Origin of the sequence: Ancylomarina sp. 16SWW S1-10-2 (assembly GCF_009669305.1) — a bacterium.
GTDB lineage: Bacteria > Bacteroidota > Bacteroidia > Bacteroidales > Marinifilaceae > Ancylomarina.
Window position 1 is genome coordinate 1 of record NZ_SADB01000380.1, and the last position, 300, is coordinate 300.

At 40.3% G+C, this 300-nt stretch carries 2 tRNA genes; both read left to right on the forward strand.

Annotated features, from left to right (window positions below):
- Nucleotides 1–68 precede the first annotated feature (68 nt).
- Nucleotides 69–142, forward strand: a tRNA-Ile gene (locus EMN46_RS19590).
- Between the two features lie 15 nt (nucleotides 143–157).
- Nucleotides 158–231 (forward strand) — tRNA-Ala (locus tag EMN46_RS19595).
- The last annotated feature ends 69 nt before the right edge of the window (nucleotides 232–300 follow it).

Genomic DNA, 300 nt, shown 5'->3' on the forward strand with positions numbered 1-300 from the left:
TTCATCTTTTAATATACCATAACCCATAGCGTTAGGGTGTTTTACTAACAAGCCTATGGATTATAACTAGTCCTGTAGCTCAGTTGGTTAGAGCACTACACTGATAATGTAGGGGTCCGCAGTTCAAATCTGCGCAGGACTACTTATTTACGTTTATGGGGGATTAGCTCAGTTGGCTAGAGCGCCTGCCTTGCACGCAGGAGGTCATCGGTTCGACTCCGATATTCTCCACTCGATACATATTTGGTATTAAAAGTTCTTTGACATATTGAAATACAAAAAAAGTAGAAGTAATCTAAG